Annotated in this window: 15 protein-coding genes; 5 read left to right on the top strand and 10 right to left on the bottom strand. The window is 46.4% G+C overall.

The annotated features are described in order from the left end of the window. The first annotated feature begins 120 nt into the window (after positions 1-120). From ACMXI2_RS09115 to ACMXI2_RS09100, 4 genes are read left to right on the top strand one after another with little or no spacing between them, the layout of a single operon-like run. Positions 121-3,378, top strand: coding sequence for a SusC/RagA family TonB-linked outer membrane protein (locus ACMXI2_RS09115; RefSeq protein WP_483781379.1), 3,258 nt, complete (start codon positions 121-123; stop codon positions 3,376-3,378). A gap of 19 nt (positions 3,379-3,397) precedes the next feature. Beyond that, positions 3,398-4,786 carry a RagB/SusD family nutrient uptake outer membrane protein gene (locus tag ACMXI2_RS09110; protein ID WP_483781378.1) on the top strand — a complete coding sequence of 463 codons (1,389 nt, stop codon included), beginning with the start codon at positions 3,398-3,400 and terminating at the stop codon, positions 4,784-4,786. Positions 4,787-4,796: 10 nt separating this feature from the next. Next, the gene (locus ACMXI2_RS09105; protein ID WP_483781377.1) at positions 4,797-5,831 is read left to right on the top strand and encodes a TlpA family protein disulfide reductase; all 1,035 of its coding nucleotides are present in this window, start codon (positions 4,797-4,799) and stop codon (positions 5,829-5,831) included. A 15-nt stretch (positions 5,832-5,846) separates the two neighbouring features. After that, positions 5,847-7,259: a TlpA family protein disulfide reductase gene (locus ACMXI2_RS09100; RefSeq protein ID WP_483781376.1), complete on the top strand. Its 1,413-nt coding sequence runs from the start codon at positions 5,847-5,849 to the stop codon at positions 7,257-7,259. 92 nt (positions 7,260-7,351) lie between these two features. On the opposite strand, the gene ACMXI2_RS09095 is transcribed toward ACMXI2_RS09100, so the two are convergent. From ACMXI2_RS09095 to ACMXI2_RS09050, 10 genes are all read right to left on the bottom strand, one after another. After that, positions 7,352-7,990 (bottom strand): alpha/beta hydrolase, encoded by a 639-nt coding sequence (locus tag ACMXI2_RS09095; protein ID WP_483781375.1) that lies wholly within the window; start codon positions 7,988-7,990, stop codon positions 7,352-7,354. 11 nt (positions 7,991-8,001) lie between these two features. Continuing rightward, entirely contained in the window at positions 8,002-8,937 is a 936-nt protein-coding gene (locus tag ACMXI2_RS09090; RefSeq protein ID WP_483781374.1) for a ring-cleaving dioxygenase, read from the bottom strand. A 142-nt stretch (positions 8,938-9,079) separates the two neighbouring features. Continuing rightward, a complete protein-coding gene (locus ACMXI2_RS09085) occupies positions 9,080-10,477 on the bottom strand; it encodes a RagB/SusD family nutrient uptake outer membrane protein (protein WP_483781373.1) in 1,398 nt (465 codons plus the stop codon). Positions 10,478-10,488: 11 nt separating this feature from the next. Beyond that, positions 10,489-14,259 carry a SusC/RagA family TonB-linked outer membrane protein gene (locus ACMXI2_RS09080; protein ID WP_483781372.1) on the bottom strand — a complete coding sequence of 1,257 codons (3,771 nt, stop codon included), beginning with the start codon at positions 14,257-14,259 and terminating at the stop codon, positions 10,489-10,491. Between the two features lie 30 nt (positions 14,260-14,289). Further along, positions 14,290-15,405 carry a FecR family protein gene (locus ACMXI2_RS09075; protein WP_483781371.1) on the bottom strand — a complete coding sequence of 372 codons (1,116 nt, stop codon included), beginning with the start codon at positions 15,403-15,405 and terminating at the stop codon, positions 14,290-14,292. 54 nt (positions 15,406-15,459) lie between these two features. Beyond that, positions 15,460-17,736 carry a Gldg family protein gene (locus ACMXI2_RS09070; protein WP_483781370.1) on the bottom strand — a complete coding sequence of 759 codons (2,277 nt, stop codon included), beginning with the start codon at positions 17,734-17,736 and terminating at the stop codon, positions 15,460-15,462. A 7-nt stretch (positions 17,737-17,743) separates the two neighbouring features. Next, entirely contained in the window at positions 17,744-18,670 is a 927-nt protein-coding gene (locus ACMXI2_RS09065) for an ABC transporter ATP-binding protein (RefSeq protein WP_483781369.1), read from the bottom strand. Between the two features lie 107 nt (positions 18,671-18,777). Then, on the bottom strand, positions 18,778-19,329 hold the full coding sequence (locus ACMXI2_RS09060) for an RNA polymerase sigma factor (RefSeq protein ID WP_483781368.1): 552 nt from the start codon (positions 19,327-19,329) through the stop codon (positions 18,778-18,780). Positions 19,330-19,487: 158 nt separating this feature from the next. Continuing rightward, positions 19,488-20,387 carry an alpha/beta fold hydrolase gene (locus ACMXI2_RS09055; protein WP_483781367.1) on the bottom strand — a complete coding sequence of 300 codons (900 nt, stop codon included), beginning with the start codon at positions 20,385-20,387 and terminating at the stop codon, positions 19,488-19,490. Positions 20,388-20,450: 63 nt separating this feature from the next. Next, positions 20,451-21,449, bottom strand: a complete 999-nt coding sequence (locus tag ACMXI2_RS09050; protein ID WP_483781366.1) for an alpha/beta hydrolase — start codon at positions 21,447-21,449, stop codon at positions 20,451-20,453. A gap of 163 nt (positions 21,450-21,612) precedes the next feature. Between ACMXI2_RS09050 and ACMXI2_RS09045 the strand changes: the two genes are divergently transcribed. Then, positions 21,613-23,292, top strand: coding sequence for a sigma-54-dependent Fis family transcriptional regulator (locus ACMXI2_RS09045; RefSeq protein ID WP_483781365.1), 1,680 nt, complete (start codon positions 21,613-21,615; stop codon positions 23,290-23,292).

Raw genomic sequence — 23,292 nt, 5'->3', positions numbered from 1 at the left:
ATTTGGAGAATCATTTAAACATCTAAAATTATGAAATTTTCTGCACAACCAGCAGAGGGAGGAAAAGTCTGTCCTGGCCTTTCTACTTTTAATAACTCACGATACGTAATTCGTCAGATTATGCGTTTAAGCTTGATTACAGCTATTATCACTTTTGCAACGGTTCAACTGATATCGGCAACGCCTGGTAACGGGCAAAGCACGGCCAGGGTAGAAGTGATGGTAGAACTCCATAACGAGTCCGTTTTTTCAGCCATTAAAAAGATAGAACGGCAAACTGATTTCAGGTTTGTATACCGCGATAAAGATCTGGCCGGCCTTAAAGACTTCAGCCTCCCACTCGGAAAACGCTCTGTCAGAGAGATATTAGACCTGCTCTTTGATCCCAAAGATTTCAGGATAACAGAGCTAAACAACAAGATCCTGATTTCCCCGGCAGAGAAAAATCCTGTTGTAACCGCGCAGGATATCCGGGTGATGGGCATTGTGATGGATGAAAGCGGCGACCCGATACCCGGCGTTACCGTCAGTCTGAAAAACAACAACAGCCTCAGTACAGCTACCGATCAGAATGGCCATTTTAATATCACAATTCCTGAAACCGGCAGCAGGTCACTTCTTTTTAGTTATATCGGTTATAAAACCCAGGAGATTGACCTGGGAAACCAAACTTCCGTCAGAGTAGTGCTTTCGCCGCTTGCAGGCAGTTTAAACGAGGTGGTAGTTATCGGTTACGGTACCTCTACCCGTAAAGACCTGACCGGCTCCATTGCAAGGGTGAATGCAAAAACCATACAGGAGCAACCCGTTGGCAATGTGATCAATGCCCTGCAGGGCAGGATGGCCGGCGTGGAAGTATCCCAATCCAGCGGATTACCTGGTTCAGGAACTTCGATTAAAATACGCGGACAGTATTCCATCAATAGTGGCGTGGAACCATTGTACGTGGTAGATGGTGTTCCTTTTAATTTTAGTTTAAGCGTATACCAAACAGGCTCCAATGGTACCGTAAACCCGCTGAACAGCCTGAATCCGGGGGATATTGAGAGTATAGATGTATTGAAAGATGGAGATGCCACAGCCATTTATGGCGCCAGAGGGGGCAACGGCGTTATTCTTATCACTACTAAAAAAGGGAAAGCCGGTAAAACCAAACTGGATCTTAATGTAAGTTCCGGTATCGGCAAAGTAGGCAATAAAATAGACATGCTGAATGGCGAACAGTATTTAGCCCTCCGTAAAGAAGCCTTTGCCAATGACAAGGTAACACCTACTACGGCTAATGCCCCTGACTTAACCACCTGGAGCCAGACTAAGTTCAGAAACTGGCAGGATGACCTGCTGGGCGGCACCTCGCGCTACACGGATGCACAGGGAACATTAAGCGGCGGCAATGAAGATACCCATTTTGCCTTTAGTACCGGTTATCATCATGAGGGCACTGTTTTCCCCGGAAGCTTTGCGGAAGACAGGATTTCAGCAAGACTGAACGTTGACCATACTTCAAAAGACAAACGGTTTTATGCGTTAATATCTGCCGCCTATTCTTATGATAAAAACAATTTACCAACAAGAGATCTAAGCAGTTATTATAATCTTCCTCCTAACTATGATCCTTATACTTCTACCGGGGCATTCAACTTCTCTCCGCTTATACAGTATAATCCATATGCACTGTTGGCACAGAAATACAAGGCGGCCACAGCAAACCTGATCGGCAATATGAGCCTGAGATACAGGATTCTTCCGGGGTTGAGCCTGAAAGCAAACCTGGGTTATACTTCTTTAAATTTTGACCAGAATACCCAGGTCCCATCTTCAACGGTTAATCCGTCTTATAATGCAGTGGTTAGCAGTGCTGTTTTTGGAGCCACTTCCGCAAGATCCTATATTGCAGAACCCCAGCTGGAATACATTAAAGATCTTGGAAAGGGTAAACTGGCGGCGCTACTGGGCGCCACTTTTCAATCCAATACCAGCATCACCAACACCACTACTGGTAACAACTACAGCAACGATGCCTTATTGGGTAGTATGGCGGCAGCAGGAACGCTTTCTGCCAGAACCGCCTACGATAATTATAATTTCAGCTCTGTTTTTGGAAGAATCACTTACAACTGGCAGGGTAAATATATCCTGAACGGCACCATGAGAAGAGATGGTTCCTCCCGTTTTGGACTGAATAATGTATTTGGAAATTTTGGGGCGATAGGCGCTGCCTGGGTATTCTCAGAGGAGTCGTTTGTGCAAGATCATCTCTCCTTTTTAAGCTTTGGTAAATTACGCGGCAGTTATGGTGTTACAGGTAATGATCAAATCCCCAATTATCAGAACCTGTCTACCTATACGGCCAGCGGATCTACCAGCGGATATCAGGGAGTAACGGTACAAAATCCATCAAGGCTCGCCAACCCGGATATCAAATGGGAAAGTAACAAAAAAGCAGAACTGGCGCTGGAACTGGGCTTCCTGAAAGACAGGATACAGTTTTCCGCCGCTGCCTACCGGAATACAGTAGGTAACCAGCTGTTGTATATTTCAACGCCCGGCCAGGTTGGCTTTACAAGCTATCTCGGAAACTTTCCTGCCACCATCCAGGCACAGGGACTTGAGTTTGAGCTGAATACGAAGAACATTGAAAGAAATGATTTCAGGTGGTCTACTTCATTCAATTTCACCATCAACAAATCAAAGATTTCCAAATTCGATAACCTCGCCAGTTTGAGCTTCTATGCCAATCAGTTTATGGTAGGCTACCCCGTGCCGTTTAGCAGGCAATACATTTTTAACGGGATAGATCCTGCTACGGGAATGGTTACTTACCAAACCACCAATCCCAATGGCATCCCCTCTTACCTGGTGGATCAGCAACCAACGCCTATTGGTAATCCATATTATGGCGGTTTAAGTAATAATTTTACCTATAAGCGCTTTGAATTAGGCTTCTTCTTCCAGTTCAAACATCAGAATGGATATATCAATGGCGTAACAGGATCTCTCGGCTCTATGAACAACCAAAACACCACTACACTGGATCATTGGAAACAGCCTAAAGACAATACGCAGTTTGGCGCGCCAACGGCCAATTCAAGTAATCCGGCATATAATGCTTATAGCTTCTATTATAACAGCTCCACCGCGTTTTATGGCGATGCGTCCTGGCTGAAGCTAAAGAATGTGAACCTGGCTTATAATTTCCCAAAACACTGGATTACGGCTGCAAAACTGGCTAATCTGAGAGTATATGCCCAGGCACAAAATGTTTTTACGATATCGAAATACAAAAATGCATTCGACCCTGAAATGGGAGCTGGTCAGGGAGGACCGGGAATGCCCGCGCTGCGTACCATTGTTTTTGGTTTGAACGCTTCTTTCTAACATTAAACCTAACATCAACATGAAATTACTTTCCATACATAAGATCTGCCTGGTTTTAATACCGGGAGTGTTGCTCTCCACCGCTTCCTGCAAAAAATTTATTGAGGTGGATGTGCCGATTGACCAGGTGAGTGCTGATAAAGCTTTCCTCAATGATGCAACAGCGCTGAGTTCTGTTCTGGGCCTGTATGCCAACGGTAACCTGCTGCCCGCCAGCGGAAGCACGGAAAACTCTTTACTGGGTGCTGCCACCGCCCTCGGTGGCGCAGCGGCGGATGATATCTACCTGAGTTCAGCTACTTACCTGGACGAGTTTAAAACCAATACCATCTCTACCTCCAGCGGATATGTAAACAATACCTGGAATTACGCGTATGCGGTTATTTTTGCAGCTAATTCGGCTATTGAAGGACTCAACAGCTCTACCGGTGTATCTGCTGCCGTGAAGCAGCAATTGCTTGGTGAATCCTATTTTATGCGTGCCTTTACTTACTTCTATCTCACTAATTTATATGGAGATGTACCGAAGGTAACCAGCACTGTAAATAGTGTGAATTTAACATTGCCCAGGGCGCCACAGGCGGAAATATACGAGATGATCATCAGCGACCTGAAAATCGCGCAGAACAACCTGGCAGATGCATATCCGTCCGCACAACGGGCAAGGGCCAACAAAGCCGCCGCCACCGCGCTTCTTTCACGGGTATATTTATATATCAAAGATTACGCAAATGCAGAGATGCAGGCAACCACAGTGATCAATAACAACACTTATAAACTGGAAAGCCTGGACAGTGCTTTCCTGAATACCAGCAACGAAGTGATCTGGCAGCGTTTTACTTTTTACGGCTATTCTGTTTTCGGCCGTAATTTTGTTCCGTCGGGCACCACGCCTAACTATGTGATCTATCCAACACTGGCCGCCAGCTTTGAATCTGACGATCAGCGCATGGCTAAGTGGCTTAAACCACTGCCGGTAGGTAACATTACCTATTACTATCCTTATAAATATAAGCTACGTGACGCCACTGCCGGAAATGAATTTAATGTATTGCTTCGTTTGGCAGAGCAATACCTGATCAGGGCAGAAGCCAGGGCGCAACTTGGTAAAATAACCGGGGTGGGCAGCGCAGCAGAAGATCTGAATGTAGTGAGAACCCGTGCAGGACTTACCGGTACAACGGCCACTACCCAAAGCACCATGCTGCTGGCAATTGAAAAAGAACGGGCGCATGAACTGTTTGCTGAACTGGGCCATCGCCTGTTTGATTTAAGAAGAACAGGCAGGGCCGACGCCGTTCTTGGTCCGCAAAAACCAACCTGGAAATCCACTGCTGTGTTGTTCCCGGTACCGGCCAATCAGATTTTATACAATAAAAACCTTACTCAAAATCAAGGTTACAATTAATCCGATAGTCATGCTAACAAAAATAAAACGGCAAATACGTTTGCTAACCGCAGTCATTTGCTGCACTATAGGAGCGCAGGCTCAACAAAGTGAGGTGAAACTTAAAATGCTGGGAGAGCCCGCCCCTGCCCTGTACATTTCCAGCTGGCTCAAGGGCGACAAGATAACCGCCTTTGAAAAGAACAGGGTATATGTAGTTGAATTCTGGGCTACCTGGTGTAAACCCTGTATCGCCGGGATGCCTCACCTGTCGGAGCTGGCGGAGAAATATAAAAAAGAAGTGACCGTACTGGGTGTAAGCATTCATGAACGCAAAGAAACCACTTTGCCCATCATAGAAAAATTTGTTGCCGGGATGGGGGAAAAGATGGACTACAACTTAGCCGCCGAACAGGGTAACCTGATGGCGGAGAACTGGATGAAAGCATACGGCGAGCGGGGAATTCCCTATTCATTTGTGGTGGACCAGCAAGGAAGGGTTGCCTGGGCCGGCCCGCCCAAAAACCTGGACAAAGTACTACCACAGATCGTTTCAGGCACCTGGGATATTAAAGATGCTGCCGAAAAAAGAAAGGAATGGCAACGGCTGTCAGCCATCGACAACAGCCTTGTACCAATTATGAATCCTTTCATGGGGAACCCGGGAAACCCTATTGGCGCACTACAAAGAATTGATTCAATTCTTGCCAAAAATCCGGAACTCAAATACTATCCCTATACCGGCCATTATACTTTTTATACTTTGACTAAAACAAACCCTGAAAAGGCAGTGGAATTTGGAAAGGAATGGCTCAAACACAACGACTATCCCCGATTTTCAACTGTTACAGACGCGGTTACAGGAAAAGACAACCTGCCGGCATCTTTGTATATACTGGCAGCCGACTGCTACCAGTCGCAGCTCGATCTTTACCCCTGGAGTATGGACTTTCCGGCCACCTATAAAAAAATGGCGGAGCTGTATGTAAAAGCAGGGAATAAAGAAAAAGCCGGTGAACTGCTGAAAAAGGCTGATGCTGCAGAAGTCAAAAAAACCGATCATTAATTTAAATCACAGAAAATGAAGTATCTGAAAATATGTTTCCTATTACTGATCACAACGGCCGCGTTTTCGCAAAATCGTGGCCCCATTGATCCTAAGCTCACGGAACTGTTAAACCAGAAAGATTCCATCCAGCTGCAAAAAAGCCTGGAAGTACTTTCCAAAAGCAATGTGGAAGAAGATCTGAACTTATTGGTTTCTTATTACAATACTACGCAGAATCAAAATAAGAGAGATTCCATCACACGACTTTCTATCCGGAAATTCCCTCATGGATTTGCTGCTTTTGGCGAGGCTTTGGGAGAGATCTATAACGAAACCAATGCCGCTGAAAATGAGATAAAGTACAAGTCGTTTGTATCCAGGTTTGGATCAAATCCAACACTTAAAGGACATTTCTTTTTCGATGCAGCTAAATATTATGTAGCGGTTTCTTTCAGAAACAATCCCGGAAAGGTGATGCAATACCTGAACCAGATCCGGGACACGGTTTATAAAACCAAAGCATTCTCCTATGCGGCAAGGGAAACCTATGGACGGAAAGAGTACGTGCTCGCAGAAAGCCTGATCAAAAAATCTATTGGCGATGAAATGCGGAGGTCCGATAAAAAATCGGCTGACTACTATGCTTACGCCAGGCAATACGCGGCTATCCTGTATGCCAACAAAAAGTATAAAGATGGACTGAAATATGCACGGCAGGCGTATGCACAGGACGATAAAAAAGATGGAGCATTTAATGACACCTATCTAAACTTATTGGTAGCCAACCGGGAGTTTCCCGAAGCGTTCCCCTTAATGGAGCAAAGCATCAAAAACGGAAGGGCTTCACAGGAAGTAAAGGCGCAGTTTAAAAACGCCTATATCGCGGTAAAAGGAAGTGATCAGGGATTTGTGGCCTACGAGCGTGCACTTTATGACGCGCTGAAAGAGAAGATTAACGCTGACCTGGCCAAAAAAATGATCAAAGAACCTGCCTTCAATTTTTCTGTAACAGATGTAAAAGGGAAAACGGTTTCCCTCTCCGATTATAAAGGAAAAACAGTTGTTCTTGATTTTTGGGCAACCTGGTGCGGCCCTTGTAAAGCCTCCTTTCCCAACATGCAAGCCGCAGTGAATAAGTTTAAAGATGACAGCAGTGTAGTATTTCTTTTTATTCATACCTGGGAAACAGATGCCGATCCTGTAAAAAGTGCAGACAACTACCTGCGAACCAACAAATACACTTTTAATTTGCTGATGGATTTAAAAGATCCGGTGGCTAAAACTAATAAGGCTGCCGCAGGATATAAGCTGCAGGGCATCCCGGCAAAGTTTGTCATTGATAAAAATGGTATGATCCGTTTCCGCTCCCTGGGTGGAACTTCTGCGGGGAATGATGCTTTTGTGGAAGAGATGAGTATGATGATTGATTTGGCCAGGCATGGTTAGCATAAACGGTTATAAATGAAAAAAGAGGGGCTGAAGAAAATCAGTCCCTCTTTCTTTTAGCAGCTTGTGACTACCTCACCGGTTGCCTTAATTTAAAAAACTGCAATACCAGCCCTACCACCAGCAAAAATTAATTTATTTACCTGCGCTATTTCCTGGCGGCTGATCGTATGACCCATATTTTTGTAAATGACTTCAGTAACTTTTGCCCCCATTGCCTCCAGCAATATAGTACTTTCTTTTACCCGGTTCACCGGTACATGAAAATCGGGGTCACTGCTTCCAATAAAAATTGGCGTACCGTCAAAATTACCCTTATAATTGCTATGGTCAACGTGATCGCCTATAAGCCCACCGGTAAAAGCTACTATACCACCAAATCCCGCCGCATTGGATGCCGCAAATTCCAGTGTAAGACAGGCTCCCTGCGAAAATCCCAACAGGAAGATCTGTGATTTTGAGAAACCTTTTTCTTCAAGATCCTGCACGATATCTTCCAAAAAACTCAGGGAACCAGAGAGAAACGGCTCATTTGCTGCCCTGGGCGCCAAAAACGATTGCGGGTACCAGCTATTACCTTTTGCCTGGGGAGCAATAAGCGCAAATGCTGCTGTATTCAATTCCGTAGCTAACGATAAAATATCCTCCGCTGAGCCCCCGCGGCCATGTACCATAATCAAAACCTTTTCTGCGGCCTCCAGGCGCTTTCCCGATTTCAGTATTTCCTGCATATCTTTTTGCTTTAACTCAATTTTGGAAGTACTTTTTCTAAATCCTCTCTCAGATGCGCGTGTTGGTGAGGCAACATCAAATGGGTACCCAGCTCATTTAAAGGTTCATCAACTGTAAAGCCCGGGTTCTCTGTGGCGATCTCAAAAAGCACCCCACCCGGCTCCCGGAAGTACAAAGAGAAGAAATAATCCCTGTCGATTTTTGGCGTAATCTGGAGGTTCCTGCTTAATACCTTCTCCCGGACTTCCATCTGCACCTGTTCATCTTTTACACGGAAAGCCACGTGGTGATTCGTTCCTGCTGCGCCTATACCCCTCTGTCCATCCGGAACTTCCAATAAATCTATGATAGCAGCGGTATCCACGGCGTCTGTAATGAAGCGATACCTGTTACCTTCCTGCAAAAGAAAACGGTAACCCAGTATATCAGTCAGCACTTTCGCAGTTTCCTCAATTTTCCGTAACGTCAGGGTGGTACTGTGGAAACCCCTGGTAGCATTATCTTTCTTAATCTCATCTGTTTCCCAGGGCGCCCTGTTATCTTCGGTTTTAGGAACAATGAGGCTTAGCGACAAACCATCCGGATCACGGAAAGAAAGAAACTGCTCTCCAAAACGTTCGGCGATTTCGCTGGTCTTTATCTGCTTCTTTGTAAACCGGTCTAACCAAAACTCCAGGCTTCCTGCCGGAACAGCATACCCTATTTCAGTAGCCATCCCGGCTCCTTCACGTCCCTGCCCGATTCCTTCCCACGGAAAAAACGTAAGGATCGTTCCGGCAGATCCACTTTCATCGCCATAATAAAGATGATAAGTTCCGGGATCGTCGAAGTTGACTGTTTTTTTCACCAACCTCAGGCCAATGGTCCTGGTATAAAAATTTAAGTTCCCTTGTGCACTACCGGCAATGGCGGTAATATGGTGCAATCCTAAAATACTGTTGTTCATAATAACAGGCTGGTATTCAAGAAGCATACCATCGCATAGTCCTCTTTAAATCAGCACTTTAATACAAATGAGCTTTTCAAAAAAATACTGTATATCGTAAATTTATGAATTCACGTGAAGCGCGCTGTTATTGGGTATCAGGCTATCGGCTGTTTTGCGGCAGTTTAGAATTGGTAATCACTTCCTGCGGTATCAACAGCGTGTAACGGGGATCATTGGCCGGCAGGGTATACATCGTTCCATTCACCACGCGGGAAAGATCCTTTGCAAAACGACTGTCTTTATTCAGCCTTCGCAAATCCGTCCACCTGAGTCCTCTCATCAGCAATTCCTTACGACGTTCCAGCAGAATCTTTTTAAGGGCATCGGCTGCGTTGCTCACGGTAAAGCCGGGATATGTTCCGCTCACCCAGCGGGTGGCCAGTAAAGTATTCATGTCGCTCACGGCGTTGGCTGTCTGCTCCGCGCGGGCGTAACATTCTGCCCGTATCAGGTATAACTCATCTACCGCCAGACCATTAAACAAAGCAGCGGAACCCACTGCGCCTTCGTAGTTACCAATAAAGCGATAAGTACCTGAAGGTACCGGCACATCCAGGTTTTCTTTAACGAGTAATTGTTTCCGCAGGTCATCGTTTTGATAGACGCTGATTATCACCGGGTCAATCAACGCTTTATTTTCGTCGCCAAAGCCTACTTCCAGTACGCTGTTTTGGTAATCAATAACCGCATGGAATATTACTTCCTTATTGAAACGTGGGAAAGGATTATAGCTGCCCAATTCGAGTGTGTTATAATCAAGCAGATCGCTTTTGAGCTTCAGTGCGGCGTCTGCAGCGGATAAGGCGTTGGGATAATCTTCCATCGACAAATAAACACGGGCGAGCATGGCCAGTGCGGCCGCTTTGTTTGGCCGGGAAGAGATACTGGAGGTGTTGCTGAGCAAACCGGCCGCCCGGGTAAGGTCATTTACAATGGCGTCATATGTTTCTTTAACCGTTCCCCTGCCCGGAACATCGTTGATATCTGAACGGGTATGAATGGGCAGACCCGGTTCCTGCATGGTAGCGGCGCCATAAGGCTTCATATACATTTGCGCCAGCGGCCATAAAGCATAAGCACGCAGAAATAAGGCGCTGCCCTGCAGGTTGTTGATCACTGCCGGCTGATCTGTTCCCTTAATTTTTTCCAGCGCTTCCAGCACCAGGTTGCAATGATAGATCTTATTGTAAGATGCCACCCACTGTGTTGACGCAGCGCGGATAGCATTAGGCTGCCAGGTATACAGCGCTTTATCTTCCAGTGTGATCACATCTGAATTATAACGGTTATCATCCAGGTAATAATCATCTGCGGCAATCTCCCCGTCTATTGGGTAGTTAATATTGAACAGATCATAATTATCCAGTATCAGCTGGCAATCTTTTGTTGTTTCAATAAAAGACTGGGACCCGCTTTTTTTGATGTCCACATATTTCTGACAGGCGGCAGCAGTGAGTACAAACACCGTAAGCAGAATATATTTTATGTAATTTTTCATGACTCGTACAGTTAAAAGTTAGTTGAAAATCCCAGGCTGTAGGTGCGCGGTAAAGGATAATCGAATACTTCCGGATCTACTCCTTTATCATTGGCGCGCCAGATGATACCCAGGTTGCTGATATTGGTATAAATCCTCGGATCTTTGATACGGCCGCCCGGCTTTACTTTCAGGGTGTAAGACAGGTTGATCTCCTGTAACCTTATATGATCCCCTTTCACCACATTGATAGCCGAGTAATAGTAAAAATTGTCCCGGTTAGGATTACCTGTCGACATAACGGCCGACGGTACATTAGTACCCGTTTCATCGCCCGGATGTTGCCACCTGTGGTTGTATTCTTCTCCCTGCAAACTATTACCGGAATACAGGTTGCCATAGTTAACCACCTGTGCCAAAGGCCGGCGTACATAGTAACCAAACTTGTAAAGCAGGTTGGCAGATAAAGCGAAAGAAGCGTAACTAAAAGTATTCCTGAAAGAACCATAGTACACCGGAACGGCGCTGCCAAAGTATTTCAGGGTACCCAGCGGCGCGTTTTGAATAGCTTTATAATTGTTATCGCCTTCAATAGAATTGGATATCGTTACTGCGTTACCATCCAGGTATCCGCGCGGGTCACCGGTTTTGGGGTCCAGCCCCGCCCACTGGTATCCAAACAACCGCGACAAATCATAGCCTTCGTTATAAGAACCTGAACTGTTGCTCACCGCGGCGCCAGCCTGACTGGTGGCCGTTGCAAACAGTTTCGTTACTTTAACCCGGTTGTAGGCAAACAACAGGTTGCTGTTCCATTTGAATGAGCCTGCGCTGAGGTTCAGCGAGTTTAATGTAAGCTCCACGCCATGCCCCTGCAGGTTGCCGGTGTTGTAGTTGATATTGGTATATCCTGTGCTGGGGTCCAGCGCACCGCCGGCAATCAGGTCGGTTGTTTTTTTGCTGTAGTACTGGATATTACCGGAAAGCCTGTTGCCTTTGAACTGGAAGTCTACACCGATATTGAGCACGCCTGTCCGTTCCGGACGTAACTGGCTGTTGGTGATGCCGGTACCAAAGGAAGTATACGCATATGGAAGATTATTGGCGCCATTGAGTGAAGAATAGGTGATCAATGGCCTTGCAATAATCAATGGGTTTACGTTTCCGTTATAACCATAAGTGGTTCGCAGGGTCAGCGAAGGCACCAGCTCCCAGTGGTAGAAACTTTCATTGTGAATATTCCAGGCGCCGCCTACAGAATAAAACGGTGTTCCTTTCTGGTTGGTGCCGCGGCCAAATTCACTGGACAGATCTTTACGTACACTTGCTGAAAAGGTATACCTGGCATCAAACGTATAGGCTGCATTGGCGTAATAACTGAGGGTACGCACTTTGTTGTCGATAAACCCGGTGGAAAGATTGGGAATATATTCACCATTGTACCCGCTGAAGTCTTCTGCAAAAGCGATCGGTATCATGGTTTTAAAATCCAGTTTATTATTGGTGTATAAGGTACCTTCATCATAGCCGTAGTAGCCATTGCTGCCGGCAAGGCTATAGGACTGGGCCATATCGAAACCTGCAATGGCCGATAACTGGTGTTTTTCTTTCCAGGTATGATCAAAGTTTAACTGCCCCCTGAAGGCATGATTGTTGGAAGTTGTTTGCAGGATGGTGTACTGGCCGCCTAAAGGCAGCTGGCGGTTATAGGGCTCCACCGGTTCCAGCGTCCTTGGGTCTACAGAGGCCGGCGAAGTAGTGAAATAATTGATCATATTCCTCATATAAAATGAGTTTTGCCGGTAGAGGGTATTATCATTATTTCTGCCGGTGTTATAGTTATAGGTCAGCTGCGCGGTTAGGCCCTTTGATATCCTGTAATTGGCGTTGATGCCCAGGTTCAGGTTCTGCGATTTCAGCTTGTTGTATCCTTCATTGATATCGCTGAGCGGCACATAGCGATAGCTTAGAAATTTATCACCATACTCTTTTTCCACCGCAGCGGCAAAACCCTGGCGGTAAATCTTAGCAAGTTCCAGGTAATTGCCCTGGTCATCGGCTAAGCGCGAGTAGGGATAAAAGGTGGCATCAGTGGCTCCTGTTATCCTGTTTTGCGCCGCCTGTTCATGGTAGTTCTGAACATTATAAGCAATATTCCCCTGTAATTCGAGTTTTTTGAGGGGTTTAACGGACATGGAATAACCGAGTGCAATCCGGTCGTAGTCCGAATTTTTTGTATTGTTGATTGTCTTGTCCCATCCGCCGGACAGGCGGTAGTTAAAGCGTTCGGCGCCGCCGTCCACTGCTAAGGAATAACTTTGGGTAACGGCATTGCGCAGAAAGTATTTATCATAGTCCCTCCTGATATCATTCTTTCTTAAAGCATCCAGTTGTGCGTTTGCCTGCGCATCGGTAAGTGTGCCTTTAAACTTCCAGGCATCCACAATCTCTGCTATGGGTGATTTTATTTCCTGTCCATATAAGTGAGAGATACTCAGATCCGGCAATGGCCGGTTCTGCTGTTCAAAATAAGCCGCCTGTGCATCTATATAATCAGAAACGCTCATCGTTTTATTGTAGAACAGGTCTACTTTCTCTGTGATGTTAATGTTGCTGTTGAAGGTAACCCGCGGCGCACGGTTATAAGACCCGCGCTTCGTTTTGATAACAATAACGCCGTTGGCTGCACGGGAGCCCCAGATGGATGCTGCAGCGGCATCTTTCAGGATAGTTACGCTCTCCACATCATTAGGGTTTACCCTGTCGATAGAATACGGACTGGCAATACCATCTATCACCACCAGGACCTGGCCGCTGTAGTTGCCGTTCAGGTCTGCGCTTACCGCATCATTCAGGGTATTTTTACCACGAATGGTGAGGTTGGCCAGGGGAGATTGCCTTGCATTGGGTGAGGCCGAATTGATGGGGCGAAGGTCGTTGCGGAAATCAAGTGACGTGGTAATCCCTTCCAGGCGCCGGATGAGATTAGGATCATTACTATGTTGAAGCTGTTCTTTGGAAATAACTTCAAAAGATCCTGTGGCTCTCTCCCTGGGCAGTTCCTGTAAACCTGTTGAAACGATGGCCACGCCTTTCATTTCAATGGAAGATTGTTTTAACAGCACATTGATGGCTGTTCTTCCTTTTACAGCAATGGTGTCGGACTGGTACCCAATGTAAGAGAATATCAGCCGGCCGTCGTCGGGTATCCTTAGTATCTGGTAAAGCCCTCCCTGGTCCGTTGCCACCGATATCTGTGTACCTGCCAGCCGGATGGTTGCCCCGGGAAGCCCCACACCCTGGCCGTTGGAAACGAACCCGGTAACATCCACAAAATTGATGGCCCGGGACGGGGTGGCCACCGGCTTTTCTCTCAGTATGATGGTATTATCGTCAATGGTGTAAGACAGTGGCTGGTCTTTTAAAACAAGATCCAATACCGTTCTGATATCAGCAGCCTGTATGTTGATACTTACTTTACCGGTATTTTTCAATAGCTGGGTAGTATACACAAAATCATAATTGCTCTGCTGCTGGATTTTTGCAATGATCACCCGGAGAGCTACCTCTTTTTCCCTGAGTGATATCTGTTGTGCAAAACTGGCCGACGCGCTGAAGAGCATAATAAACAGTAAGAATGACGTCAATCGCATAGGCAGCCGGAGTTTACGGACATGCAGATGATGCATGCCGGATTTCATCGCATAATTTTTATACATTTGTCTTGTTTGGTTGATAGTTGATACAATCAGGAATTTTATTGACAATACTGCCAGGCGCCAGCCAGTTGTGTGCAACCACATCTGGCTATTTTTTAACCCCGCAGCGATTTATTACTTGGTGACGATAATTTTTCTTCCCTCAATTTTAAAATGTACTTTATCGGTCAGTTCCAGTTTTCTCAACACCTGTGAAACATAGGCACGGCTACTTACCCTTCCGCCAAAATCATCCGTTGGCAGCGTTCCTTCATACACTACTTCCACATCATACCAGCGGCTTATTTTACGCATGATCGACTGGATCTTTTCATCCTGGAAAACGATATAATTGTTTTTCCAGCCGATGGCCTCATCTGTATCCACCAGGATGATTTTAATCCCTGCGTCACTTCGTTGCGCCTGCTCTCCGGGCTTCAGTACTATGTTACCGATACGTATGCTGCCTTCCAGCAGGGTTGTTTTGGTAAGCGCCTCATCGGCATAGCTGTTGATATTGAAATGTGTTCCCAGCACTTCTACTTTTTGTCCGCGGCTTTTTACAATAAAGGGTTGTGCCCTATTTTTTGCCACCTCAAAATAGCCTTCTCCCTGTAGCTCCACTTCCCGCTGCTGTTGCCCCCTGAAGCTGGAAGGAAACACCAAACGCGAAGCGGCATTGAGCCAAACAACAGAGCTATCGGGCAATATCAGCCGGTAGGTGCCTCCTTTAGGTGTTTGCAGGGTCAGCATCCGGATGCCCTCACTTAAAGCAGCATCTATCTTTGTGTTATCATCATACCTTACATCATCGCCATTCACCGCAATACCCGTTCTGGAAGAATCCAGCACCATCATACCACTGCCCGCCACAGATAATGTTGCTTTGTTGGTACCCGGGGGAATATCTTTTTTACTCTCCGCCAGCTGGCCAACAGAAATTGCCGGCGGCTGTGCAGACCGGTAAAGAAAATAAGCGCCTATTCCAATCACTAAAGCAGCAACTGCTGCTGCTGCCGCCAGGTTACGCCGCCATCCGGACAGGCGTCTGACGGGCCGGTATTCATTTTCCAGCCGCTCCCATACCTGGTCAACAGCCGCAAGCCGCGCCATCAAATCAGGCGCCGCGGCGCCCTCTTCCCGGTAGGTTAAGTACCATGATTCCAACAATGCCAATTCCTCCGGAGTGGCTTTCCCAAGCCTGTAATGCTCCAGCATCGTCCGGATTTGTTGTTCGGTTAGTTCGCTCATAACTTGCGTATATTATGTAAGACAATCAACATCTCCACAGGAGGTATATCTTTTTTATTTTCTTTTTCTGCTGATCAAAAGCCCAGCAGCACAGGCGATCATCAATGCCGGCACGCCCCACAGCGCACCTGACCGGTAAGCCGACAATTCCTTTCTGCTGGTTAAAATGGCATCATCCTGTGGCGCCGGGCGGCTTACCCTTACAGGAAACAGGCCATCGCTGAACCATCTAAAGATGCCATTAATAAATGAGAAATTATAGGCTTGCGGAATAGAATTATCACTCATAAAATCAGCATCTCCGCTGATGAGGATCTTTTGCTCTTTGCCGGCCACTTTACGTTTGAGCAGGACGATTAACGGTTGGCTCCCTTTCTGATCGCCCTGTTCCGGCTGATAGGATACTGAAGACGATGAAGGATCAAATCCATTCTTTTTGTTCCAGCCCAGGGCGCTGCTTTGCAGCACAGTGTCGGCAGTGAAATCACTCCCCGTTAACTCCAGCATAGCCGCAGAAGGCATCGCCACCGAGGCATTCAGGTACATCAGTTGATCCAGGTATTCGTTATTCTCCGCAGCAATGCGGCCCTGGATAAGATCTGCCGGCGCATTTTTATCAGGGTTCACCATCATCCCCGCGGATAGCTGAACACCAAACTGACGCAGAAAAGGATTGATCACTTCTCTGTGTGAAGGCTCCGCTGTAATCAGCATATCGCCCCCAGCATCTACATAACTGCGTATCCTGGAGGCAGCATGGCTGCTAAAAGGTTTGGCCGGATCTGCCAGTATAAGCAGGGTTGTGCCGGGAGGCACATCTGCCGCATCCGGGTTTACGCTCAACACATCAAAACCCTGGTTGATCAACGACTTCCTCGTTTTCCTGGCGTTGCTGAACAAATCATAACTCCTGTCTCCTTTTACCCGGATACTACGTTCATCATCTCCCTCTATAAAAACTATTTTCTGATGTGGCACAACCAGCTTTTTTATAGCGGCGGTAATCTCTGCTTCCTCCGGGAACTGGTTCTGTTCATTATACAGCCGGAGAAAGCTGGTATGGCCCCGGTAGCTGAGCTGGCGGACAAAAGTATTTTCTTCCGGCGCAAGATCAATGATCTTATGGATCTGGCCGGGAGTTAAAAAACCATCAAGATTAACTTCAAGATTATCCGCCACTTTTTCGGCCACCTGTTTTGTATTCAAACCGCTAATATTTCCCTGGTAAATCATATTGGGATTACCGGCAAGATCAGTAGCGTCATAATAATAAACATAGTTCATTTTGATACCGGGTATAAACCTGCGGAAATCTTCAAAACGGGACAGGTCCGTATTTCGTGATACCGGCAACCCGGCATATACATGCTGGTCCAGGAGATTTACATAAGTGGTGATCACCAGGGAGCCTTCAATTTGTTTGGCAACAGCCTGACTGGCCGGTGTCAGTGTCTGGGATTTTTGCGCGGTAACATCCCGGTACAGGATAGCGGTGGGTCTTGCACTTAAATATCCTGCCAGCAACACAAATGCCATGAGCGTCACATAGCTGCCAGCCTGTATGGCAAAGGGTTTGGACTCGCGGCTTGTTTTAAACCGCAAAATAGTGAGACCCAGGAAAAGCAAAATAATCAGCAGGTAATAAACGATATCACGAGAGGTGATCAATCCGTTCAACATGCTTTCTGTTCGTCCTGATAACGACAGGAAATAGGTAAGATCTCTTACAAAATCAATACGCTGACCAACCGTTCCAATATACTTCAGGGCCGCAAACACAGCAAGGGTGCTGATGGCGGCAACCACCTGGTAACCCGTAAGGCTCGACATAAACAGGCCGATAGCCGCATAGGTGGCTGTTAACAGGAATAAAGACAATAATCCCGCGCCAATCAAACCCATATCAGCATCTTTAATTACCCACACGCCAATCAGGCAGTAAATGCCCAGGATAGCCATCAGCATCAGCGCGTAATAGATCATGGCCAGGTATTTACCCAAAATGATTTCGCTGATCTTCACCGGGGACGACAGTAATAATTTGATGGACCCGCTGCTGATTTCCCGGCTTATCAATCCCATTGTAAGCAACGGGATATATAAATAAAGATTTTGCAGTACTTTGTCGAACAACCCGTTGGTAGCGGGAAAGAGAAGCTGTGTTAAATTATCTGCTTTCTCTCCCATCATAAACAATTCCTGGAAGCTGCCAAGCATTCCGAAAAAGCCCATCCCGGATTGCACCATAAAAATCACCAGCACCAGCCAGGCAACCGGGGAATAAAAAAGTATGCTAAGTTCCAGCTTAGCTATTTTAAATATTTTAGTCATAACAGGTTCAGGAAGTTTTATTTGATAACTGTGCAAAAATTTCGTCCAGGCTGCTTTTTTCCAGCATAATTTCGGTAAGCTGCCAGTTATCATCAACGGCCAGTTGAATGATGGAAGAAGACACCAGTGAAGTTGTATCGAAATGCATCCTGAAACCGCCGTCATTTAAGGGTTCCACGCCGGTAATCCCGGGTATGGCCGCCATCCTTTCCATTGGCGGCGGATTGTGCATATAAACGCGCAGGGAGTTAGGTAAAATGTAATTATTGAAAGCCTTCATGGTATCTGCAAATACCATTCTTCCTCCTTCAATCATACGTACATCATCACATGTGGCCTGCACTTCAGATAAAATATGAGACGAAAAAATAACGGCCCTTTCAGCGGCAATCTCTTTGATCAGCTTGCGTACTTCCAGGATCTGGTTAGGATCCAGCCCGTTTGTGGGCTCATCCAGCACCACCAGTTTGGGCCGGTGTATAATGCTTTGTGCGATCCCCACCCGTTGCCGGTAGCCGCCGCTGAGGTTCCTGATAAGCCTGGTGCGGAAATGGGCAACGCCGCATTTCTCCATAGCGGAGGCAACTGCCGCTTTTACATGCCTGCGATGGATGTTGCGCAGGTAAGCGCAATACGTTAAGTATTCACCAACGGTCAAATCAAGGTGCAGCGGGGCGTTCTGAGGGAGGAAACCTATTCTCATTTTAGCTTCTTCGGGATGTTTCCTGATATCAATGCCGTCTATCTGAACCGTACCTTCGGTTTGACTCAATACCCCGCACAGGATGTTCATAGTGGTTGATTTGCCGGCGCCGTTGGAACCGAGCAGGCCAAGTACGCCCAGCTGGCTGATTTCAAGATTAATATCCCGGATGGCCCATTCCCGGCTGTATCTATGAGACAGGTGTGATACTTTTACAATGCTGTTGTCCAATTTCTTACGATTAGCTTTAAAAAAGTGCTTTATGCATCATAAGACAGGTTAGCAGACTAAAAGTGGTATGGGCAGGGAAAAAATATTCTTAAACGGACCAGCAGCCACTAGTGCTTCAGCATCCAGAGCAGGTAAAGGTAAGGGAGGAAACCTATTTTTTTACGGAGATGTTTTAAGGCATTAGACATTTGTTTCTTCACGGTTTGCTCGGTAGTGCCCATGATTTCAGCGATCTGTTTATGGCTCAGGTGCTGTTTCCGGCTTAACTCAAACACTTCCCTTACTCTTGGCGGAAGTGCTGCAATTTCTTTCCCGATCACCTCCGCCAGCATAGACTCACGTACCTTATGATCAGTGATAGCGGTCCCGTTTTGGGAATAATCCCTGATAGAGTCAATATATTTTTGCTGGAGTTGCTTTCTCGCAAACAGGTTAAGGATATGATTCCTTACGCTGCTGTACAGGTAACCGGATAAGTTACTCTCAATTTGTATGGCTTCTCTTTTTACCCAGAGATTAGAGAAAATCTCCTGGATCACATCCTGCGCTTCAACGTCGTTCCGGGTTTTGTTCCAGGCGTGGTGGTGCAGTATAAGTTTATACCTGTGATAAATTTCTGCAAAGGCATTCCGGTCTCCTTCCTTAAGTAATAAGACCAAATCAGGATCGGAATAATTGCTGTAATTAACCATATGCGTATAGACCAGTCCTGCAATTATAATAAATATATCGTAAACCGGCCTGGTTTCCCGCAATAAAATATAACGGGGACCCTGCCAGATGGCCGTCCCCGTTACATTTCCTGAAAATACTCCTGCTATTGTTTGATAAATTTGATCAACTCAGCATTGGTCTTATCTTTTTCTTCCACAAACGCAGCGTGGCCACTTTTTTCAAAGGGTACCAGTGTGGAGTTCTTAATACCGGCCTTCATCTGCTCTGCCAATGCGTAAGATACGATGCTGTCCTGCGTGGCATGTAAGATGAGTGTGGGTATTTTTATTTTTGGGAGATCTGATCTCAGATCCTCATCCCTGAGTGCAATAAGCGCCTGCTCAGTGGCGTATGGAGAAGACTGCGCTTCAATACCTCCCAGCCAGTTACCCAGGCCAGGTGTCAGCGAAGTTGGCGACAGCGTGAACTTTGCCGCTACGGCATCAAATAAGGCCGGGCGGTTGTTGTTGTGTAACTCAATCCAGCTGGAAATCTGGTCTTTGGTAAACAATGGATAAGGATAGTCCGGTTTCTTCGTGTGGCAGGGAGCTGCCGCGTCAAACAATACCAGTTTCTTCACATGTGCCGCATTGAATTTGGCCACATAATGCAGCGATATCGCTCCGCCCATAGAGTGCCCGCCGAGGATGGCATCTTTAATGTTCAGCTTATCGAGTACGGTTTTGATATCTGTTGCAAACTGATCATAGTTATACTTGCCATAAGGCTTATCCGATAAGCCAAATCCCCGCAAAGTAATGCCAATAACCCGGTAGCCGGCTTTCACCAGGGCGTGATACTGGTATTCCCAGCAGGCGTCGCTTAAAGGATATCCGTGAATGAGCACAACAGGCGTTCCCTCTCCGAGATCGGTAACATGCAATCTTACGTTGGGCTCCACTTCAATATATTCGGCCCTGGCCGCTGGTTTATTCTGACCGGAACTAACGGTAACCACCAGCAAAAACGCGAGGGAAGTAACTACTGAGAAAATTAATTTCATGTTATTTTTTTTTTGAATTACCAGAGATGATTTCAACGGGTTTACTGACGTGCAGAACGTCGCTTACTTCAGCCCCAGATATTTTTTGAGTTCTGCCGCGGCCTGAACAAAAAGTGATCTTGTTTGGGGAGTGTTAGCCAAAGCATTCAATAGTCCGAAATCATGGATCGTTCCATTGTATCGAACGGTGGTTACCACCACGCCTGCTTCATCGAGTTTGCGGCCATATGCCTCGCCGCCATCGCGGAGCACATCTGCTTCGGCTACCTGTATTAAAGCAGGAGGAAGTCCCTTTAACTGATCGACAGTAGCGTTCAGTGGAGATGCATACACCTGTTCGCGCTCCGCCTGATCGGTAGTGTACTGATTGTACATCCATTTCATTAAAGGCGTGGTGAGAAAGCGGTCCTGTCCAAATCGTTTATAGGTATCATGCTCAAAGCCGGCGTCAACAATCGGCCAGAACAGCACCTGTACACGGATCTCAGGTCCTTTGTTTTCTTTGGCTTTGATGGCTGTTACAGCAGCCATATTGCCTCCCACGCTGTTGCCCACAACAGCAAGACGGCTACCATCTACGCCAATTTCGGCTCCATGCTCCGCCACCCATTTGGTAGCTGCATAAATTTCATTAACCGCCTGGGGATAACGCGCTTCCGGCGAAGGCGTATAATTCACAAAAACACCCGCTGCCCCGGATAATACCACCAGGTCTCTCACCATTCTTTTATGCGTGGGATAATCGCCCAATACCCATCCGCCGCCATGAATGAAAATAAAAACAGGGAGTTGCTCCTTGTTTCCCGCCGGCTTTACAATATTTAATTTGATTGAAAAACCACCGGCGCTGATGGTTTGCTCACTTTCTTCAATGCCGGAATAATCAACATCCACAGAGGCCTGCGCGTTGATTAACACCTGGCGGGCATCGTTTACAAAAAGGGTTTCCAATCCCGGCGCCCCCGGTACATTCAACACGCTTAAAAAAGCTTTGATGTCTTTTGAAATGGCCGGATCATTTTCTACGGCAGGTACCTGTAGTGTAGGTTCTTTTGTACTCATAGTTTTTGATTTGTTTTGCTCAGGCAAGTCAAACCGTGTGCCCACCTTCAACTAACTAACAATCAAAAACTTATAAAATTATTTAATTTCAAAAAATACGGCATGTCGTAATATTATGATACTGCATCCTTGTGCGGCTCTCTGAAATTCAGTAATTTCGGTCATGCAGAAAACCAATCACACTGGTCCAATGGGTATAGACGAAGGCAATCATGCGGACAAAAATGCCGTCTTTGAAAATCAACTCATTCAAAAAGAAAACGAACAGGTAAGTTTACTTTGCGTGGCAGGCAGAATCGCTGCTGTGCGCAGCCGCGCCGACCTCTGGAACATTATCAATAACGAAATACTGGATCTGTTTGACAGCCAGTATTATACTTTATGCTTATTGTCTGAAGGTGCAGACACGCACTATCCTTTTTTACATAGCCGCGATAAAAGACTGGAGAATGATAAAGTGGACAGTCCCATCATTCACCGCCAGCATCCCGTGAATGACGGGGTTTTCAATATCGCGCTGTCTGCCGGGCAACCTGTGATCTTTCAACTTGCTGAACTCACCCAACAAAAAGATATCGCTCCCTATGTTCACTACTGGTATAAACTCGGCATCAAAGAAATGATGCTGGTTAAAATTACAAATGCTAACCAGGACAGGGGCGTGTTATTTCTTTATTCAAACAAAGCAGGCGCATTTTCTCCTGGAAAATTCAACCTGCTCTCCGGTGTGGCAGATCTTTTGGGAACAGGTATGTGCAATGTGCTGGCAAATGAAAAAATAGAACAACAGATCGAAGAAATAAACCAATACCGGCAACAACTGGAAGAAGAAAAGGCTTACCTGATAGAGGAACAATCGGGCAACCGCTTTTCCGGGTTCATTGGTCATTCACCCGAAATCCAAAAAGTTTTTCGTTTAATTTCACAGGTAGCTCCCTCAGATGCAACCGTGCTTTTACTCGGGGAAACCGGCACCGGCAAAGAACTGGTTGCCCGCGCCATACATGAGGCGTCTCCCCGCCGCGGAAAGCTCATGATCAAAGTAAATTGCGCCGCCCTGCCGGCAAACCTGATCGAAAGCGAATTATTCGGACATGAGAAAGGAAGCTTTACCGGCGCAGCCGACCGCCGGATCGGAAAGTTTGAACTGGCCAATAACAGCACCTTGTTTCTTGATGAAATCGGGGAACTGCCGCCAGAGCTACAGGTGAAATTATTAAGGGCGTTGCAGGAAAAAGAAATAGAGCGGGTTGGCGGCGGAAAAACAATTAGCGTGAATGTAAGAATCATCGCGGCAACGAACAGAAACCTGGAAAAGGAAGTATCGCAAAACCGCTTCCGGAGCGACTTATACTATAGATTAAATGTATTCCCCATTACCCTCCCTCCTTTGCGGAAACGTAAAGAGGATATTCCCGCGCTCACCTCTTATTTCATAGAACGCTTCGCCAGGAATTCCGGAAAAAAAATTTCGGGCATCTCTCAAAAAGCGATGGCAAAATTAATTTCCTACGCCTGGCCGGGTAATATCCGTGAACTCGAACACCTGATCGAACGTACGGTACTACTGACTAATAAAAGCATCATTAAAATGATCCAGCTTCCGGAACAAATAGGTATTGAAGGCAACTCAAACGACAAAGCCTTTCAGATCCGGCCGCTGGAAGAAATAGAACGGGAGTATATCCTGAAGGTGCTTAAAGTATGCAGGGGAAGAATTTCAGGCCTCAATGGCGCTGCTACAAAGTTAAAGATGCCGGCTACCACCCTTATTTCAAAAATGCAAAGACTAGGCATTCAAAAAGAACATTTCGTTACCGGCAAAGAAGACGGGGAAGTCTGA

Source organism: Chitinophaga sp. G7 BAM 1005 (genome assembly GCF_057126945.1).
This window is presented reverse-complemented; position numbering and strand designations above follow the sequence as displayed.

Excerpts from the sequence above, each read along its gene's own strand:
- ACMXI2_RS09050 (WP_483781366.1), bottom strand. The coding sequence starts at position 21,449 with ATGAGTACAAAAGAACCTACACTACAGGTACCTGCCGTAGAAAATGAT.
- ACMXI2_RS09085 (WP_483781373.1), bottom strand. The coding sequence starts at position 10,477 with ATGAAAAATTACATAAAATATATTCTGCTTACGGTGTTTGTACTCACT.
- ACMXI2_RS09070 (WP_483781370.1), bottom strand. The coding sequence starts at position 17,736 with ATGACTAAAATATTTAAAATAGCTAAGCTGGAACTTAGCATACTTTTT.
- ACMXI2_RS09115 (WP_483781379.1), top strand. The coding sequence starts at position 121 with ATGCGTTTAAGCTTGATTACAGCTATTATCACTTTTGCAACGGTTCAA.
- ACMXI2_RS09090 (WP_483781374.1), bottom strand. The coding sequence starts at position 8,937 with ATGAACAACAGTATTTTAGGATTGCACCATATTACCGCCATTGCCGGT.
- ACMXI2_RS09095 (WP_483781375.1), bottom strand. The coding sequence starts at position 7,990 with ATGCAGGAAATACTGAAATCGGGAAAGCGCCTGGAGGCCGCAGAAAAG.
- ACMXI2_RS09080 (WP_483781372.1), bottom strand. The coding sequence starts at position 14,259 with ATGTGGTTGCACACAACTGGCTGGCGCCTGGCAGTATTGTCAATAAAA.
- ACMXI2_RS09105 (WP_483781377.1), top strand. The coding sequence starts at position 4,797 with ATGCTAACAAAAATAAAACGGCAAATACGTTTGCTAACCGCAGTCATT.
- ACMXI2_RS09045 (WP_483781365.1), top strand. The coding sequence starts at position 21,613 with ATGCAGAAAACCAATCACACTGGTCCAATGGGTATAGACGAAGGCAAT.
- ACMXI2_RS09110 (WP_483781378.1), top strand. The coding sequence starts at position 3,398 with ATGAAATTACTTTCCATACATAAGATCTGCCTGGTTTTAATACCGGGA.
- ACMXI2_RS09075 (WP_483781371.1), bottom strand. The coding sequence starts at position 15,405 with ATGAGCGAACTAACCGAACAACAAATCCGGACGATGCTGGAGCATTAC.
- ACMXI2_RS09055 (WP_483781367.1), bottom strand. The coding sequence starts at position 20,387 with ATGAAATTAATTTTCTCAGTAGTTACTTCCCTCGCGTTTTTGCTGGTG.
- ACMXI2_RS09100 (WP_483781376.1), top strand. The coding sequence starts at position 5,847 with ATGAAGTATCTGAAAATATGTTTCCTATTACTGATCACAACGGCCGCG.